We start from the raw sequence: 14,333 nt of genomic DNA on the forward strand, positions 1-14,333 counted from the left end.
GAGCGAAGACACAGTCGCTCAGGGCGGACTCAACCGCCTGCGAACGCACACACTGCCGTTCGCCCATCGTGGTTACTTGTTGCCCTTGTCAGCGGCGCGAGCAGCCGTCAGTCGCTTGGTGCGGCTGAGGATGTCGGGCTCGTTCTGACGGAACTGCGCGTACAGCGGCGCTGCGATGAAGATAGTCGAATACGTGCCGACGACGATACCGATGAACAGGGCCAACGCGATATCGCGCAGGGTACCTGCACCCAGAACGTAGGCGCCGATGAAGAGGATGGCGGCAACGGGCAGCGCTGCAACAACTCCGGTATTGATCGAGCGGACAAGCGTCTGGTTTACAGCGAGGTTCACAGACTCAGCGAACGTTCGACGAGATTCCGATCCGTCTTCCGACGTGTTTTCTCGAATCTTGTCGAACACGACGACCGTGTCATACAGCGAGAATCCCAGAATGGTGAGGAATCCGATCACCGCCGACGGCGTGATCTCGAATCCGAAGATTCCATAGACCCCCGCCGTGATGACGATGTCATGAAGCAGCGCGATCATCGCTGCGATCGACATCTTCCACGTACGGAAGTAGATCGCCATCATGATCGCGGCAAGTGCGATGAACACAACGAGAGCGCGCAGGGCGGACCCAGTGATGTCAGCACCCCACGAAGGCCCAACGAAGGATGCAGCGACGAGGTCTGTATCGACACCGAAAGCGCCGGCTAGCGCTTCTCGAACTTCATCGGTCTCATCAGTCTCCAACTGCTCCGTCTGGACGCGAAGCGAACTCGTTCCAATGACGGTGACCTTGGGCTCCGCGTCGCCGACGACGTCGACCACAGTTTCGGTGGCGAGGTTCTGCGCCTCGATACTCGCGTCAGGATCGGTAAGCGCCTCGACCGAATCGATCTGAAATTGCGAACCACCGGTGAACTCGATGCCAAAGACGTAGCCGCCTCGGAGCGCCGGAACGATGATCGAAACGGCGAGCAGGACTGCCGCGAGAGCGTACCAGACCTTGCGTCGTCCGATGAAGTTAATCGAGACGTCACCGGTGTAAAGGTCGTTGCCGAACTTAGAGAAGCTAGCCATCAGGAGTCCTTTCCGTCTGAGCTGGAATCTTGGGCAGGGCCCGCCAGCTCAGCAGCTTTTCGTTCAGCAATTGTTTGACGTCTAGCAGCTTCGCGACTCGCGCCCGTTTTATTCTTAGCAGCGACGGGCGTGCGGAACTGCGCCCGGCCGCGGTAAACAGCGCCAAGCGCATTCGGGTCAAGTCCGCTCAGCGGGTGTCCACTTGAGAAGAACCGAGTCGTAGAGAGCAGCTGCAGCATCGGGTGCGTGAAGAGCACCACTACGAGCACGTCGATCACCGTAGTGATTCCCAGAGTGAGAGCAAACCCACGAACGTTGCCGACCGCGAGAACGAAGAGCACCACCGCCGAGAGGAGGTTGACGGCCTTAGCCGCGAAGATTGTGCGGAGCGCACGCTTCCAGCCCGCTTCTACAGCGCCGGTCAAGGAACGCCCGTCACGCAGCTCATCGCGAATTCGTTCGAAGTACACGATGAACGAGTCGGCCGTGAAACCGATTGCGACGATCAAACCAGCGACACCAGCCAGAGACAGACGGTATCCATGACGCCAGGATAGATAGGCGATCACGAGGTAAGTCAGCACACCAGCGACGATGAGCGATGCCACGGTGACCAGACCCAGCAGGCGGTACTGGAAGAGCGAATAGATAACGACCAGCAGCAAACCGATGAGGCCTGCGATGAGCCCCGAGTTCAGCTGCGACGTTCCCAATGTCGCAGAGATGTCCTCCCTGCTCTGGATCTCGAAGCCGATCGGAAGCGCACCGAACTTCAGCTGGTCAGCCAGAATCTCCGCTGACTCCTGCGTGAAGCTTCCGGAGATCTGCGGGTTGCCACCGGTGATGATGCCTTGAGTCGTCGGCGCGGAGATCACTTGGCCATCGAGCACGATGGCGAAACGGTTGCGCGGGTCCGTCTCGTCGAAGCCGAAGAGGCGGGTAGTCATATCCGCGACAGCGGTAGTGCCCTCTGAGTTGAAGGTCGGGAACACTCCCCACTGGCCGGTGCTAATGCCCTGTGAACTCGATACGAGACCAGCGGACGCATCGGTGATGGTGCTGCCCTCGACCTCAACAGGTCCAAGGATGTACTTGAACGAACCATCGGCTTCACAGGTAATAAGAGCTTCGTCGGCAGGCGCAACGCTGAAGTTGTCGAGCGACGAGCAGTCAAAGTTGCTGAACTCATCGAAGAGGGCATCGGTGATCCAGTTCAAATCGCTGGCATCGGTCGGCGCTGCAGTCGGAGTAGTCGCGAGCGTGGGCTCGGGAGTGGCTGTCTCGCTGTCTGGGGCATCCGTCGTGGCCGGATCAGGAGTCTCTTCCGCTGTAGCGGTACTCGCGACATCGGTATAAAGAACCGGGCGGAACTCGAGCTTGGCGGACGCTTGAATTCGGGCGAGAGTCTCATCGTCCGGTGTCCCCGGGAGAGAGACAACGACATTGCTCGCACCTTGCGTGGTGATCTCAGCTTCGGAGACTCCACTGGCGTCAACACGGTCACGAATGATCGACACAGCTTGAGCGAGTTGCTCGCCCGAGACGGTTTGTCCGCTTTCGAGCTGCGGGGCGAGAACGATTTGCGTTCCGCCCTGAAGGTCAAGAGCGAGCTTGGGAGCCCAGGATGCCGTACCGAAGATGGAGCCAGCGCCAACTAAGACGGTGAATCCCACCGTGATTGCTGTGAGCCAGACTATGGCCCGCCAGGCGTTCTTCACAGGGGTTGTTCTTGCCACCTATTTGACTCAGCTTTCTTGACAGAGCAGTGCAGAATCGCACGCCGTTCGACAGCCACCCTCGGGTAGGACGACTCTCAACACTAGTGGGTTACAGGCGACGTTCCTCTACTTTGAGGACTTGTCGTCCTTCGAGTCGGAGAGCTCGCCGAACTCAGGGGTTGAAGAATCGGTCGAGTCATCCGATGCAGCTTCACGCTCTGCAGCTTCACGGTTAGCGATCTCCATTGCTTCCTCAACGGAACGGGGAGCACCATCTTCGACGACGTCTTCGGTGACGACCTTCGCGAGAGTCTGGCTGTGGACCTTGACGACGACACCCTTGCTGATTTCGATCTCAGCTTCGTTCTTGACGGTGTCCATCGTGATGAGTGTTCCGAAGAGACCGAAGTTGGTCATTACTTCTACGCCGGGAACCATCTGGTCGCGCAGCTCTTCCATCTGAGCCTTGCGCTTGCGGCTGTTGCGGAACATGAAGAAGATGAGCACGCCGAGAATGGCGAGCATCGCAATAGAAAGCGGATCCATGAGGTACCTTTCGGTTGGTCTGTGGGCCTGGCGCTCAAGCTGAGGCGCGTGTTAAGCCAGTAAAACTATAGTTCATCGCTAGCCGGGCTCGAATTCCTGTCGGTCATCCCGAAGTGATCCCACGCCGCCCGTGTCGCTACTCGTCCACGGGGCGTTCGTGTGAGCAAACCAACGCGCACGAGGAACGGTTCAACAACGGACTCTACGGTCTCAGCCTCTTCACCGACAGATACCGCCAAAGTGCTGAGGCCTACTGGTCCCCCGTCGAAGCGTTCGAGGACAGTCATCATCACGGCTCGATCGAGGCGGTCGAGTCCCCGTTCGTCAACGTCGTAAAGCTCAAGTGCCGCGCGCACGGCATCTTTACTCGCGGCCGTGTCGTTGACAAGCGCATAGTCGCGGACGCGTCGAAGGAGTCGGTTCGCGATACGCGGAGTGCCCCGGCAGCGCCCGGCGATCTCCGCGACAGCCTCTTTATCGATGTCAAGATCGAGCATCCCTGCCGTGCGCGCGATGACGCGCTCCAACTCTGCCTCGTCGTAAAACTCAAGGTGAGCGGTAAAACCAAAACGATCGCGGAGCGGATTAGGGAGCAACCCCGAGCGGGTGGTCGCGCCGACCAGAGTAAAGGGAGCGATATCCAGAGGGATCGATGTCGCTCCGGCCCCCTTGCCCACCATAATGTCGATTCTGAAGTCTTCCATCGCGAGGTAGAGCATCTCTTCGGCTGAGCGCGCCATGCGGTGGATTTCGTCGATGAAGAGAACTTCGCCGGGAAGCAGCGAGGACAGCACTGCCGCAAGATCCCCCGCGTGTTGGATCGCGGGGCCGCTCGAGAGTCGCAACGGCCTCTCGCTCTCATGAGCCACAATCATCGCGAGCGTCGTCTTGCCCAGGCCGGGAGGCCCGGCGAGAAGAATGTGGTCGGCGGTGCGGTTCTGCATCGCCGCAGCGCGCAGCAGAAGCTGCAGTTGGCCGCGCACTTTCGTTTGCCCAACGAACTCTGCGAGAGAGGCGGGCCGCAACGCTCCCTCGAACGCGAGTTCGGCATCCGACTCAACAGCTGGGTTCGCCACCACTTCGTCGCCGCTGTCAAACATTAAGAACCTGCCTTGCCACTGCGCGAGCCGACAAGCAAGATCGCCCGGCGAAGAATCGCTTGAACGTCGTTAAACTCTGCTTCGCTCGCATCACGCAGTGCACTCTCGGCAGCCGGTTGAGCGAGCTTCTCAGGCCACCCCAGACCTTGCAAAGCCATCGACACTTGTTCAGAGACCGAGTTCGCGCGAACGGAGGCAACCCCAGGCTGGCGCGTCGACACGATGAGCTTGCCGGCCAGATTCAGCACGATGAGCTTGGCAGTTTTGGGGCCGATACCCGAGACCTTGCGAAAAGCAGAGTCGTTTTCTTCAGTGACAGCGCGAGCAACGTCATCGGGTGAGAGCGCAGCAAGAACCCCCATCGCGCTCTTGGGGCCGACGCCGGTGACACCCCGCAAGAGGTTGAAGACCTCGAGCTCGTCGGATGACCGGAAGCCGTACAGGGCAAGGTCGTCTTCGCGCACGATGAGCGCGGTATTGACTTGGGTTTCAGAACCTACTCGCACCGACAGGGCGTGCTCGGGGGTAACGCTCACACTGAGCCCGACTCCCCCAACTTCGATAACGAGTGAGGTTCCGACCGCGGCGAGAACGGTGCCACGAAGGGAAGAAATCATAAGTTCAGCCTACGAGCACCCGCCGACTTCTCTGCCGACCGCCACGCCTCCTGCGCGGGGGTAAGACCGGAGCCGCTCGAGGACGCTGGGGTTGGAAGAGACCCGCGAGCCCGAGCATCAGCGGCGGCTGAGCGGGGCGCCGTCGAGAAACCCGGGCCACTCTTCCACGCACCGCAGATCGCTAGGGCACACGCATCTGCGGCATCCGCTGGTGTAGGCGCCTCGGCTAGACCAAGAACCCGGGCAACCATGGTGCCCACTTGCTTCTTGTCAGCTCCGCCGAAGCCAGTAATCGCAAGTTTGACTTCGGTCGGAGTGTGCAGCGAGACGGAAAGCCCCCGGTGCGCGGCCACATACATCGCGACGCCGCTCGCTTGAGCAGTGCCCATCACTGTACTGAGATTGTTTTGAGCAAAGACTCGTTCGAGAGAGAGCTGCGTTGGCTCGTACTCGCCAATCACCGCATCGATACCTTCACCGATCACCCGCAGTCGCTCTTCGAGCGCCATCTCTGGCGGCGTACGAACGACTCCAACATAAACGAGCGTTGCCCGCCGATTGGGAGCTACGTCGACCACTCCGACACCACAGCGCGTGAGACCGGGATCAATCCCGATTACCCGCAGGGTCATCGACTAGTCCTCGTCGAGTTCGGCTTGCACCTCGGGGCTGATGTCAAAGTTCGAGTAGATGTTCTGCACGTCGTCAGACTCTTCTAGCGCATCAATCAACTTGAAAACCTTGCGCGCAGTGTCGGCGTCGACCTCAACCTTGAGGTTAGGAACAAACTCTGCTTCGGAGGAGTCGTAGTCGATCCCGGCGGACTGCAAAGCGTTGCGCGATTCGACCAAGTGAGCAGTATCGGTGATGACTTCAAAGCCCTCACCGTGGTTCTTAACCTCTTCGGCGCCAGCGTCGAGCACAGCCATGAGGATGTCGTCTTCTGAGACGCCCTCGGTCTTCGTGATCGAGATAACGCCCTTGCGTTCGAAGTTGTAAGCCACGCTGCCGGGATCTGCGAGCGACCCACCGTTGCGGCTCATGATCGTGCGAACGTCTGCTGCAGCGCGGTTTTTGTTATCGGTCAGACATTCGACCATGAGCGCTACGCCGTTGGGGCCATAGCCTTCGTACATGATGTTGAGGTACTCAACGGCGTCGCCGAGCTGGCCTGAGCCGCGCTTGACCGCTCGATCGATGTTGTCGTTGGGTACCGACGTCTTTTTTGCCTTCTGAATGGCGTCGACAAGAGTCGGGTTTCCCGAAAGGTCAGCGCCTCCAATTTTGGCGGCGACCTCAATATTCTTGATTAGTTTCGCGAAAGCCTTCGCGCGGCGAGAGTCTGTAATCGCCTTCTTGTGCTTGGTAGTTGCCCATTTAGAATGCCCTGACATAAGGGACATTCTAACGCGTATGAACCTCGCTCGACTGCGCGAATCCCCGCGCTAGCGTTCTTCAAGCGAGCTACGGAGCCCCAACTCAGCCAATTGCAATTGGGCTAGTCGCGCCACAGTCGCGCTGTTTCCCGCTCGCCATTCTGCGGCCGGAGCCTCGGAGACCCGCGCTAGTTCCGTCAAACTGAGCGCCGAGAGCGCACGGAGAGCAAGCAAATCGGCCCCACCCGGCGTGGCCAGCAGCCGCTTTGCTTCGCTGGCCCGTGCAGCGAAACGGATGCGCGGCAGCAGCCACACGAGAAGAATGAGCGCTACAGGCACGATGCCGATGAACAGCCCGATGCCGATCGCTGCGGCCTCGACTGAGGCTTGCTGGCTTTGCCCCGCGGATTCCAGCGCTGCCCCTGCTTCGCTCGCACCGTCGAACGGTGCCCGGATGCCCGATCCGATCAGCGGGACCGCGCCGAGTGTGTCGCCCAGTTCGACCATCGTTGATTCGAATCCGGCCCCGGCCTCCTGCATCCGAACGCCAAGTTCCTGAAAGGCAGCGATGAGCTGATAGACCCAGACACCGAGAGCAATCCACACCGCGATGAACCCGAGGGAAATCAAGTCAGCAATGATTTGACGCGCTCGACGCGCGGGCTGGTCGGCATACAGTTGCATTCCCCCATGATGCAGGAACTACTGCGTGGCGCGGACTCGACGCACGAAATACTCGTGGAATCGCGCATCACCCGTAATTTCGGGATGGAACGACGTGCCGAGCAGGTTGCCCTGTTCCACCGCGACAATGCGGCCGTCATCCAACGTTGCGAGAGCTCGAGCCCGAGCGCCGATGCTTTCGACCACCGGAGCGCGGATAAAGACGGCGTGCACGGGGTTCTCCCCCAGTTCCGGGATGCTCAGATCGGTTTCGAACGAGTCCGTCTGAGAGCCGAATGCATTGCGGCGAACAACCACATCGAGGCCGCCGAACGACTGCTGACCTTCGATCGAATCTTCAACTGTATCCGCCAGCATAATGAGCCCGGCACAGGTTCCGTAGGCGGGAAGCCCCGCGTGGATAGCAGTGCGAATCGGCTCGAAAAGACCATAGAGCCGCGAAAGCTTGTCGATCACACTCGACTCGCCGCCAGGAATGATGAGACCTGCAATGTGCTCCAACTGCTCCGGAGTTTTGACCGCTACTGCGGTTTCACCGAGCTGCTGGAGCACCTGCAAGTGCTCACGAAAATCACCCTGAAGAGCAAGAACCCCAATGGGAAGCTGATCGACGGAAGGGTTACCAGCCACGCTCGGAGAGGCGGTGCGGTGCAGCAAGGTCAGAAACGTTGATGCCCACCATGGCCTCGCCCAGACCACGCGAGGTCTCAGCGATGACATTGGGGTCATCGAAGAAGGTCGTCGCCTTGACGATCGCTGCGGCACGCTGCGCCGGGTTACCCGACTTGAAGATTCCCGAACCGACGAAGACACCGTCGGCGCCGAGCTGCATCATCAACGCAGCATCGGCCGGCGTGGCTACTCCACCAGCGGTAAAGAGAACGACGGGAAGCTTGCCACTCTGCGCTACTTCGCGAACGAGTTCGTACGGTGCCTGCAGTTCCTTCGCGGCGACATACAGTTCGTCGACCGACTTAGAGCGGAGCTCGTTGATCTGGCCCTTGATGGTACGGATGTGCTTGGTCGCCTCAGAAACGTCGCCGGTACCAGCTTCGCCCTTCGAGCGGATCATCGCAGCACCCTCGGTGACGCGGCGGAGAGCTTCGCCCAGGTTGGTCGCGCCACAGACGAAGGGAACGTCGAAGTTCCACTTGTCGATGTGATTCACATAGTCAGCGGGGCTCAACACTTCGGACTCGTCGATGTAGTCGACCTTGAGAGCCTGAAGAACTTGAGCTTCAACGAAGTGCCCGATACGAGCCTTCGCCATGACAGGGATCGAGACAGCCTCGATGATTCCGTCAATGAGATCGGGATCACTCATGCGAGCAACGCCACCCTGCGAACGGATGTCGGCAGGCACGCGCTCGAGGGCCATGACGGCAACGGCGCCGGCATCCTCGGCAATCTTTGCCTGCTCAGCGTTGACGACATCCATGATGACGCCGCCCTTGAGCATTTCTGCCAGTCCGCGCTTGACGCGGCTCGTACCCGATTCGTTGGATGAAGTGTTCTCGCTCATAGCTTCAACGCTAAGACCGGATCCACCAAAAGAATGCAGCCAATTTGAACTCAGTGGTTCGTCGGCCACGCCTTCGCGAGCTCATCCCGAACTTCACCGAGCAGTCGCGGAATCGCCTTCGTGCCGGCCACGATCGGGAAGAAGTTCGAGTCAGTAGCCCACCGCGGAACAACATGCTGGTGCAAGTGATTGGCGATACCGGCGCCAGCCAGAGCGCCTTGGTTCATCCCGATGTTGAAGCCGTGAGCCTTGGAAGTCTCGCGCAGCACTCGCATGGCGGTCTGGGTAAGAGCTGCGATCTCAGCGGTCTCTTCCTCAGTTGCCTCGTCGTAGAGCGGCACGTGACGATACGGGCACACCAGCAGGTGACCGCTGTTATAAGGAAACAGGTTCAGCAACACGTAGGCGTGCGTTCCGCGCGCAACGATGAGAGCCTTCTCATCGTCAAGCGTGGGCGCGACACAGAACGGGCAGTCATCCTTATCCGGCTGCGTCTGGTCGGTGATGTAGGCGATGCGATGCGGCGTCCACAAGCGCTGAAAAGCGTCGGGCACCGCGGCGAAGTCAGAACTCGACTCCCCCGCGGGCAGCTCAGAACCGTCGTAGTCGTGCACGAACTAAACCTGCGCTCGCGTCGCGATCGCGTCAGTGATGCGGGCGATAGCATCCGCAATCGGGATGCCGTTCTCTTGAGTTCCATCACGGAAACGGAAGCTCACCGAACCCGCAGCCTGATCCTGTTCGCCAGCGATGAGCTGGAACGGGATCTTCGACTTCGTGTGGGTACGGATCTTCTTTTGCATGCGCTCGCTCGAGGCATCCAATTCGGCGCGAACGCCGAGGGCCTTGAGCTGATCGATAACGCCAGCCAAGTACTCCTCGTACGCCTCTGCGACGGGGATTCCGACGACCTGAACTGGCGACAGCCAGACGGGGAAGGCACCGGCGTAGTGCTCCGTGAGCACGCCAAAGAAGCGCTCAATCGAGCCGAAGAGTGCACGGTGGATCATCACGGGGCGCTGACGCGAACCATCTGCCGCTGTGTACTCCAGGTCGAATCGCTCCGGCAGGTTGAAGTCGAGCTGAACGGTCGACATTTGCCACGTGCGGCCGATAGCATCGCGAGCCTGTACTGAAATCTTCGGGCCATAGAACGCAGCCCCGCCCGGGTCAGGAACAAGTTCGAGGCCCGTCTCGGCAGCAACTTCAGCGAGAGTCTGGGTTGCTTCTTCCCACACGTCGTCGTCGCCGACATACTTTTCAGGGTTCTTCGTCGAGAGCTCAAGATAGAAGTCTGAAAGACCGTAATCGCGCAGCAGGGAGAGAACGAAATTCAGGGTGTTCGTGAGTTCTTGCTTCATCCCTTCTTTCGCAGTGAAGAGGTGGGCATCATCTTGAGTAAGCCCACGAACGCGCGTGAGGCCGTGGATAACGCCCGACTTCTCATTGCGATAAACAGTGCCGAATTCGAACAAGCGCATCGGCAAATCGCGATACGAGCGACCGCTCGACTTGTAGATCAGGATGTGCATCGGGCAGTTCATGGGCTTGAGGTAGTAGTCAGCACCCTGGCGCGTGATCTCGCCCTCTTCGTTGCGAGCCTCGTCGAGATGCATCGCCGGGAACATTCCGTCCTTGTACCAGCCCAAGTGTCCAGAGGTCTCGAACAGTGTCGACTTTGTGATGTGCGGAGTGTTGACGAACGCATAGCCCTCTTGCAGATGACGTGTGCGTGAGTAGTTTTCCATTTCGTGCCGGATGATGCCGCCATTGGGATGAAAGACTGCGAGCCCAGAGCCGATTTCGTCCGGGAACGAGAACAGGTCGAGTTCAGCGCCCAGCTTGCGGTGATCGCGCTTGAGAGCCTCCTCCTGACGCGCCTGGTAGGCACGCAGTTCGTCCTTGGTCGGCCACGCCGTTCCGTACACGCGCTGAAGCTGCTTGTTTTTCTCCGAGCCACGCCAGTAGGCGGCAGCAGTGCGCGTAAGCGACCATCCATTGCCGATCATGCGGGTATTGGGAAGGTGCGGGCCACGACACAGGTCTTTCCAGTAGACCTCGCCCGTCTTGCCATCGACGTTGTCGTAGATCGTCAATTCGGCGCCACCGACCTCGACGGACTCGTTGTCGCCATCCACTTCGCTGTCATCGACAGAGCCCTTGAGACCGATCAGTTCAAGCTTGTACGGCTCGTCAGCGAGCTCGGCACGAGCCTCAGCCTCAGTCACGACACGACGCTGAAAGCGCTGGCCCTGACGGATGATGCGGTCCATCGCTTTAGTGATGGCCTTGAGATCTTCTGGAGTGAACGGCTCCTCGACGTCGAAGTCGTAGTAGAAACCATCGGTGACGGGCGGGCCAATACCGAGCTTGGCCTGCGGGTTGATCGTCTGGATAGCCTGAGCCGCGACGTGGGCGGCCGAATGACGAAGGATGTTGAGTCCATCGGGCGAGTCGATAGTGACGGCCTCGACCTCATCCGTGTCAGTTACTGTCGCGGCGAGATCTTTCAACTCACCGTTGACGCGCATGGCGACGACGTTGCGGTCGGTAAACAGCTCAAATCCAGTGTTACTCACACAACAACTTTAGCGGCGTTCGGAGCGAACCCGTGTCATCCGCCGCCGCTAGCCACCAAAGATCTGGCTGAACCACTGGGCGAAAGCCGTACTGGTGAGTGCGGTCGCCCAGCCGACGGCCAACTGGAAGATTCCGACAAGGGCAATCATCAGTGTGCCCCTGTCCGTGCGCGCCGTTGGGATGAGCGCGATCGCCAGAAGGGTCATCGCCATGAAAATGTTTCCTGTCGAGCCGCTGGGAAGCAATCCGAGTGCAAAGCCGACGATGAAGGCAGCGAACACGAGTGTCGAGATGATGATCGCGCCAGGTCTCCGCACGATCAGGGCGACCATCCACGCGCTCACGAGAGGAGCGATCACGATCATTCCCTCTACCGTGGAAAAGAACTCGGCCACGACGATGAGTCGCTCGCCAAACCCGGTAAACGCGGTCTGAGTGGCGCCCGCAAACGGACGTCCAAGGAAGAGAGCATTCAGAGCCGCTAAAGAGAGCAGCGCCGACGCGGCCGGATACAGGATGACAAGAGCGTTCGCACGGCGGTTACCCGCAACCCCGGCCCGCCGATGCCGGAGGAACGGAGCCGAAACCGCAGCTGCCGTGACGTAGACAAGCGCAGTGACGTCAGTAAGCACCGCCACCATAAAGTAAATTCCCGTGCGAAAGCCTGATTCTGTGTTTCCCCACGTGATGAAACGCACGATGTGCGAGAGGCCCAAACCGAAGAGCAAGAGGCCCAAGAATGCCGCACAGTTTTGCGTCGCGTTGTAGAAGAAGAGCGGGTTGAGGGCAAGCGCCATCATCAGGATCACGATTGTTGAGCGGGCAAAACGTCGCTGAACCATAATCTCGATGAGCTTTTGCAGGAAGATGCCCGCGCTGAGCGCACCGATGATCGAAAGGGTGAGCGCGCCACCGGGAACGAAGCCGGCGAGCAGCGTGCTGATGGGCGGGAAAATATCCCCCAGCCACTGAGCATCCGCTCGGTCCCAGTCAATCTGAGTAGCGCGGTCTACGAGAGTGGCATTCGGAGAATCGGTCGCCCCCAGAATGAAAACGACGAGTGCGAAGATCACGTAGGGCAGCGCGAACACGCCGCGGAGCATCCACCGTCGAGGCGTACGGCGTGGCCACACGTCAAGGCGCGTGCGCGGCGGACGGGTCGCGATTCGGAGCGCCCGGGTATTGGTCGATGTTTCACTCATGGTGGGTCTGGCTCGTCAGGCCATGCTCCGTCTTCTCCCAGTAGTGCGGCTTCGTAATGAGCTGCCACAGCGCCTTGTAAGAAGCGATTGAATGCAGAATCCAGTACAGCGGATTCAACAGCGCCCACGGCACCAGCGCGAAAGTTCCCCGCTTGTACGGCCCCATCATCGACAGATAGACCATGACTGAGCTTCCGATAACGAAGTTGAGGAAGCAGACCCAGAGCAACCACACCGGGAAGAATTGAGCGACGAACTCGGTGGGCAACGCTAATGACAGGATCGTGAGAACGTAGAACGGAAGCACACCCAAGAACGTTGCCGGGGTGCCCGCAATCAAGAGAACAAAACTGCAAAAGCGCCAGAATCCGATCTGACGCATCAGCGCGCGCGGGCGTCGTGCATGCACCAACGTTGTCTGCATATAGCCCTTGATCCAACGGCTGCGTTGTCGGATGAAGTTGGGGATCGACTTGTTCGCCTCCTCCATGGTCGCCGAGTTAACGACTCCCACGCGATACCCCAGCGCACTGGCACGGATTCCCAGGTCGGCATCCTCCGTCACGTTGTACGGGTCCCAACCGCCCAAGCTCTTGAGAGCTTCTGTACGGAAGTGGTTCGACGTGCCGCCAAGCGGGATGGGCAGATCCAGCGAGTCCAAGCCAGAGAGCATGTAGTCGAACCAGTAGCCGTACTCGAGTGAAAACATCCGAGTGAGCACGTTCTCGCTGGCATTGAAGTAGTTCAACGCGGCCTGGACGCAGACGGTCTTCTCGCCACCGCGCTGGAACGAAATGTACGCCTTCTTGAGTTGATCGGGTTCAGGCGTATCTTCGGCATCGAAGATGACGAGGTAGTCCCCCGTGGCGAAGAACAACCCCACATTGCAGGCGCGCGGTTTCGTCTGCGGATGCCCAGCCGGAATCGTGATGATCTGAAAATGGTCGGGAGGAGAGCTCGCCTCAAACGCCGCTCTCGTTTCGTCATCCGATTCCTCAATCAGTACGAAGACTTCGAGCCGGTTAGTGGGCCAATCGATGCCGCCCAGGTTCTTTACGAGCTGCGCGACAATATTTGCCTCTTTGAATACAGGCACAAGCACGGTGTACCGCGGCAGTGTGTCGTCATCGAGTGCGTCGACCTCGCTATCCGACACTCGCTCGACGAGGTCGAAACGTGCTCCGCGCAAGGAAATGAAGAATTTGAAGGCCGTGCCCGCGAGAAAAACGAGACTCGTGATGGCTATCAGCGCGATAACCGTTGCGGCGGGCCACAACACCAGCGCAACAGTGAACACGATCAGGAGGATGATTAGCCCGATCTTTTGGCCTCGGGAAGCCACGGTTCTGGCGGAGAGCACGGGATTTCTGTTCCACAACTCATTTGCCGCTTGATCGGCGATCGCCGGGCCGAAGACATCGAGGATCGAGTGCCAGATTTGCGCGGAGGTTGCCGCTACGAACACCACTCCCCTGCCGAGGGCGGTGGCGATGCGCTCACTTCGCTCGTCATCAGGAACACGAGCTGTCGCGACGAGGGCGCGGCCATCGGCGAGCTCACGCAGCGGCATCCAGTTCTCGGCGATATAGAGCTGCCCGCTCCACTGCCGCGCAAACTCTCCATCAACCTCTGTCATCTGGGCGCGTTCGATACCCCACACGCGGGAAATCACATCAACCAACGCAGCGTCGTTGAGATAGCCGCGGCTCGCCAAAGTTTGATCGATGTGAACACCGGAGCGTGCCTTCGCGTCGCGCGCCTCAGCGATTTGCGCGGGCGTTGCCAGCCCTTCGTCGAGCAACAGCTTCACGAATGCTCTGCTCTGTTTCGACGGCGTGCGAGTTTTCCCCATGCGCCCATATTTGCGCATGTGCGGCGTTCAGAAGAGAGCCACGCGGG

The 14,333-nt window shown here is 59.6% G+C and carries 14 protein-coding genes; all 14 read right to left on the reverse strand.

From position 1 onward, the window contains the following. Positions 1-72: 72 nt before the first annotated feature. Positions 73-1,089 carry a protein translocase subunit SecF gene (secF, locus tag ACWTV3_RS01700; RefSeq protein ID WP_498476558.1) on the reverse strand — a complete coding sequence of 339 codons (1,017 nt, stop codon included), beginning with the start codon at positions 1,087-1,089 and terminating at the stop codon, positions 73-75. Next, entirely contained in the window at positions 1,089-2,825 is a 1,737-nt protein-coding gene (secD, locus tag ACWTV3_RS01705) for a protein translocase subunit SecD (protein WP_498476559.1), read from the reverse strand. Before secD ends, secF begins: the two co-directional genes overlap by 1 nt. A 108-nt stretch (positions 2,826-2,933) precedes the next feature. Continuing rightward, positions 2,934-3,353 carry a preprotein translocase subunit YajC gene (locus ACWTV3_RS01710; RefSeq protein ID WP_498476560.1) on the reverse strand — a complete coding sequence of 140 codons (420 nt, stop codon included), beginning with the start codon at positions 3,351-3,353 and terminating at the stop codon, positions 2,934-2,936. Positions 3,354-3,418: 65 nt separating this feature from the next. Then, positions 3,419-4,453 carry a Holliday junction branch migration DNA helicase RuvB gene (gene ruvB / locus ACWTV3_RS01715; protein WP_498476561.1) on the reverse strand — a complete coding sequence of 345 codons (1,035 nt, stop codon included), beginning with the start codon at positions 4,451-4,453 and terminating at the stop codon, positions 3,419-3,421. Further along, on the reverse strand, positions 4,453-5,070 hold the full coding sequence (gene ruvA, locus ACWTV3_RS01720; RefSeq protein WP_498476562.1) for a Holliday junction branch migration protein RuvA: 618 nt from the start codon (positions 5,068-5,070) through the stop codon (positions 4,453-4,455). The genes ruvB and ruvA overlap by 1 nt, the downstream gene beginning before the upstream one ends. After that, positions 5,067-5,696 (reverse strand): crossover junction endodeoxyribonuclease RuvC, encoded by a 630-nt coding sequence (ruvC, locus tag ACWTV3_RS01725; RefSeq protein WP_498477926.1) that lies wholly within the window; start codon positions 5,694-5,696, stop codon positions 5,067-5,069. The genes ruvA and ruvC overlap by 4 nt, the downstream gene beginning before the upstream one ends. 9 nt (positions 5,697-5,705) lie before the next feature. Continuing rightward, positions 5,706-6,464 (reverse strand): YebC/PmpR family DNA-binding transcriptional regulator, encoded by a 759-nt coding sequence (locus ACWTV3_RS01730; RefSeq protein ID WP_498476563.1) that lies wholly within the window; start codon positions 6,462-6,464, stop codon positions 5,706-5,708. A 51-nt stretch (positions 6,465-6,515) separates the two neighbouring features. Next, a complete protein-coding gene (locus ACWTV3_RS01735) occupies positions 6,516-7,130 on the reverse strand; it encodes a hypothetical protein (protein WP_498476564.1) in 615 nt (204 codons plus the stop codon). 18 nt (positions 7,131-7,148) lie between these two features. Further along, positions 7,149-7,760, reverse strand: coding sequence for a pyridoxal 5'-phosphate synthase glutaminase subunit PdxT (gene pdxT, locus ACWTV3_RS01740; protein WP_498476565.1), 612 nt, complete (start codon positions 7,758-7,760; stop codon positions 7,149-7,151). After that, positions 7,750-8,652, reverse strand: a complete 903-nt coding sequence (gene pdxS / locus ACWTV3_RS01745; protein ID WP_498476566.1) for a pyridoxal 5'-phosphate synthase lyase subunit PdxS — start codon at positions 8,650-8,652, stop codon at positions 7,750-7,752. Before pdxS ends, pdxT begins: the two co-directional genes overlap by 11 nt. Before the next feature lie 50 nt (positions 8,653-8,702). After that, on the reverse strand, positions 8,703-9,266 hold the full coding sequence (locus ACWTV3_RS01750; RefSeq protein WP_498476567.1) for an HIT family protein: 564 nt from the start codon (positions 9,264-9,266) through the stop codon (positions 8,703-8,705). 3 nt (positions 9,267-9,269) lie between these two features. Next, positions 9,270-11,183, reverse strand: coding sequence for a threonine--tRNA ligase (thrS, locus tag ACWTV3_RS01755; protein WP_498477927.1), 1,914 nt, complete (start codon positions 11,181-11,183; stop codon positions 9,270-9,272). 96 nt (positions 11,184-11,279) lie between these two features. Next, positions 11,280-12,434, reverse strand: coding sequence for a hypothetical protein (locus tag ACWTV3_RS01760; protein WP_498476568.1), 1,155 nt, complete (start codon positions 12,432-12,434; stop codon positions 11,280-11,282). Next, complete coding sequence (locus ACWTV3_RS01765) at positions 12,427-14,244, reverse strand: glycosyltransferase (protein ID WP_498476569.1); 1,818 nt, start codon at positions 14,242-14,244, stop codon at positions 12,427-12,429. Before ACWTV3_RS01765 ends, ACWTV3_RS01760 begins: the two co-directional genes overlap by 8 nt. Between the last annotated feature and the right edge of the window lie 89 nt (positions 14,245-14,333).

It is taken from the genome of Salinibacterium sp. AL4.1, assembly GCF_059767305.1.